Here is a 3,581-nt window from a genome sequence, read left to right as displayed (position 1 = left end):
AGCTGTTCACGTTTATCTATTCCAAGCGCAACGGTACACCTGCAGCCAAGATGCCGGACCCCACAACGCATGCGGAAAAGGCTGCCCGGATGGAACGTCTGCTGCGGACGCAGGATGATTTTGCATTTGCAGCAGTTGCGTCTATGGCAGGGCAGACGGTGCGAGTTTTGGTGGAGGCCGCCGGCCGGACACCGGGAACCGTCAATGGCCGGTTGGATAATAACCTGGTTGTAGAATTTCCGGGAACGGAAGAACTGATTGGTCAGTGGGTACAGGTACACCTGACAGGCTCCCGTGCGGCTCTCCTTACAGGAGAGTTGGTACAGGAACCGTAAGAAATATTGATTTTATTGAATGAACAAAAAAGGAGCATATACAATGGATTGCATGGATTTGTTTAAAAAAGCAGCGGCTGCGATGCAGACGGACCCCCGTTACCTGGAACTGGATGCGGCACGCCGCGCCAATGATGCCGATGAGGAACTGCAGGGCATGATCGGTGAGTTTAACCTGGCCCGCCTGGATCTGAACAATGAGAGCGCCAAGAGCGAAACCGATGCGGCGCGGGTGGCAGAACTGAACCAGCGCATCAATGATCTGTACAGCCAGATCATGGCCAGCGAGGGCATGGTGCGTTATACCGCAGCCAAGGCGGAATGTGAAGCGATGGTAAGCTATATTGATGCCATCATCAATACGGCCATGAACGGCGGCGACCCCATGACCGTGCAGCAGCCCCAGGGCAGCTGCAGCGGCAGCTGTGCAACCTGCGGCGGCTGCCACTGATGCACAACAATAAAAACCCAAGGATTGCAGGAACAACAGGAGTGTGAAACATGGCCGAACAAGCAGTATCGCCCATGATGCAGCAGTATTTTGAAATCAAAAAACAGCATCCCAATGAGATCCTTTTCTATCGTGTGGGGGATTTCTATGAGATGTTCTATGATGACGCGTTGACGGCATCGCGTGAGTTGGAACTGACGCTGACCGGGAAAAACTGCGGCAAGGAAGAGCGGGCGCCCATGTGCGGGGTGCCGTTTCACTCCTATGAGAATTATGTGGCCCGTCTGATTGCCAAAGGCTACAAAGTAGCCATCTGCGAGCAGATGGAAGACCCCGCCCTGGCAAAAGGACTGGTTAAGCGGGATATTATCCGTGTGGTGACACCGGGTACCGTAATCGAGAGCAGCATGCTCTCGGAAGACAAAAACAATTATCTTTGCAGCATCTACTGTAAACGCCGCCGCGGACGCTGGCGGGCAGGCATCTGCTTTGCCGATATTTCTACGGGTGAAGCACGTGCCACTGAATTGAATGCGGAGAAAATCGGCGGGGCCATCATTACGGAATTGTGCCGTTATATGCCCAGCGAGATTCTGATCTGCCCGCCTATGCTGGATTTCAAAGATGTAACCGCTTACATCAAGCAGCATACCAGTGCGCTTGTGGAGCTGCGGGAGGAATCCTGCTACAAAGATTCCCTGATGGAAGCGACTATGTCGGGGCAGTTCGGACCGGACTGGCGCAATACCCTGGGATATGAGACGGACGCGCTGGTTCCTTATGCGGTTTCGGCGATGCTGAACTATCTGCAGGAAACGCAGAAGCATGGTCTGGAACGCATCAAGACGGTAGAGAATTACGCTGATGCACAATACATGCGTCTTTCACCGGTGACGCGTTCCAACCTGGAATTGACAGAAACGATGCGTGGCCGGGAAAAACGGGGAACGCTGCTTTGGGTACTGGATAAAACCGAAACCTCTATGGGCAAGCGCATGCTTCGTTCCTGGATTGAACAGCCGCTGGTAGATGCCGAAGCCATCAATGCAAGGCTGCAGGCAGTACAGGCGTTGTATACAGCCAACATTGCCCGTGCGGACCTGAAAGATGCGCTTTCTCATGTGTTTGATATTGAGCGTCTGACGACACGGATTCTGTATGGCTCGGCCACGCCCCGTGAAGTCAAAGCGTTGGGAGATACCTGTGCCTGCCTGCCGCAGGTAAAGGCGCAGGCGGCGGCTTGCGGTGCGCCGCTTCTGGAACAGCTGGCAGAACAGATTGACCCGTTGGGCGACCTGCTGCAAAAAATCACAACGGCGCTGGTGGATGATCCCCCGGCGACTCTCAAGGATGGCGGTGCCATCCGCGCGGGCTACAACAGCGAAGTGGACGAGCTGCGCGATATTATGCACGGCGGAAAGGGCTACCTGGCCAATCTGGAAGCAAAACTCCGGGAAGAAACGGGAATCCCTAAGCTGAAAATCGGCTTTAACAAGGTGTTTGGCTATTACATCGAAGTGAGCCGCTCTTATACCGATTCGGTTCCGGATACCTTTACCCGCAAACAAACCCTGACTACCGGCGAGCGCTATATCACGCCGGAGTTGAAAGAACTGGAAAACAAAATTCTTGGTGCCAATGAACGGTTGCTTGTTCTGGAGCACCAGCTGTTTGCGGATTTGCTTTCGGACATTTCTTCGCAGATTGTACGAATCCAGCGGACGGCGCTGGCCGTGGCACAGCTGGACGTATTGGCCGGTTTCGCTGAGGTGGCGCTGCAAAACAATTACGTGCTGCCGGTCGTGGACGAGAGCGGTGTGATCGAGATCAAAGAAGGTCGGCACCCGGTCATTGAGCAGATGCTGAAAGGTACCCTGTTTGTTCCCAACGACACCTTACTGGATGAAGACGAAAACCGTATGCTGTTGATTACCGGTCCCAACATGGCCGGTAAGTCTACCTATATGCGGCAGAATGCTCTGATTGCGCTTATGGCGCAGATCGGCTGCTTTGTACCGGCATCCAGTGCCCATATTGGTGTGGTGGATGCGATTTTCACCCGTGTCGGCGCTTCGGATGACCTGGCAGCCGGGCAGTCTACCTTTATGGTGGAGATGACCGAAGTGGCCGAGATTCTGCGCCATGCCAGCAAAAACAGCCTTGTGATTCTCGATGAGATCGGGCGCGGCACTTCCACCTTTGACGGTATGAGCATCGCCCGCGCCGTTGTGGAATATATCTGCGATAACATCGGCTGCAAGACGCTGTTTGCTACCCATTACCATGAACTGACCAGCATGGACAAGGATATCTATGGTGTCAAGAATTACAATATTGCAGTCAAAAAGCGCGGTGAGGATATTACATTCCTGCGGCGCATTGTGGCCGGGCCTGCCGATGACAGCTACGGTATCGAGGTGGCCAAGCTGGCAGGGTTGCCTTCCAGCGTAACCAAACGGGCCCATGCCGTGCTGCGGCAACTGGAAGCCAGTGCCCCGGGGCGGAACCAGACGATGCAGCTGGATTTTGAAACGGTGGAAGCATACAACAATCCGGCTGTCCCCAGTGAAGTGGTCGAAAAACTGCACAGCGTGGATATCGAGACGCTGACGCCGCTGGAAGCGCTGAACTTCCTCTATGAACTGAAAAATGTATTGGATAAAGAGTAAAGGCAGGTGAACCGCATGGCGGAAATTCGCGTATTGGATAAACATACCGCAGAGCTTATTGCCGCCGGCGAGGTAGTCGAGCGACCGGCGTCGGTTGCCAAAGAGTTGTTGGAAAATGCCATTGAC

General features: G+C 54.1%; 3 protein-coding genes. All 3 read left to right on the top strand.

Features of this window, described 5'->3' with window-relative positions:
* A partial coding sequence (locus H6B10_RS13285; RefSeq protein WP_204652049.1) for a TRAM domain-containing protein occupies nt 1-335 on the top strand: 335 nt, incomplete at its 5' end.
* A 43-nt stretch (nt 336-378) separates the two neighbouring features.
* Nucleotides 379-786, top strand: a complete 408-nt coding sequence (locus H6B10_RS13280) for a YlbF family regulator (RefSeq protein ID WP_204652048.1) — start codon at nt 379-381, stop codon at nt 784-786.
* Between the two features lie 50 nt (nt 787-836).
* Nucleotides 837-3,455 (top strand): DNA mismatch repair protein MutS, encoded by a 2,619-nt coding sequence (mutS, locus tag H6B10_RS13275; RefSeq protein WP_204652047.1) that lies wholly within the window; start codon nt 837-839, stop codon nt 3,453-3,455.
* Nucleotides 3,456-3,581: the final 126 nt, after the last annotated feature.

Source organism: Gemmiger formicilis (assembly GCF_016901605.1).
In the GTDB taxonomy this organism is placed as follows: Bacteria; Bacillota; Clostridia; order Oscillospirales; family Ruminococcaceae; genus Gemmiger; species Gemmiger formicilis_B.
Note: the sequence above shows the minus strand (reverse complement) of the source record. Positions and strands in the feature narration are given on the sequence as shown.

Coding starts and splice junctions, on each gene's coding strand:
- H6B10_RS13280 (WP_204652048.1), top strand. CDS start 379: ATGGATTGCATGGATTTGTTTAAAAAAGCAGCGGCTGCGATGCAGACG.
- mutS (WP_204652047.1), top strand. CDS start 837: ATGGCCGAACAAGCAGTATCGCCCATGATGCAGCAGTATTTTGAAATC.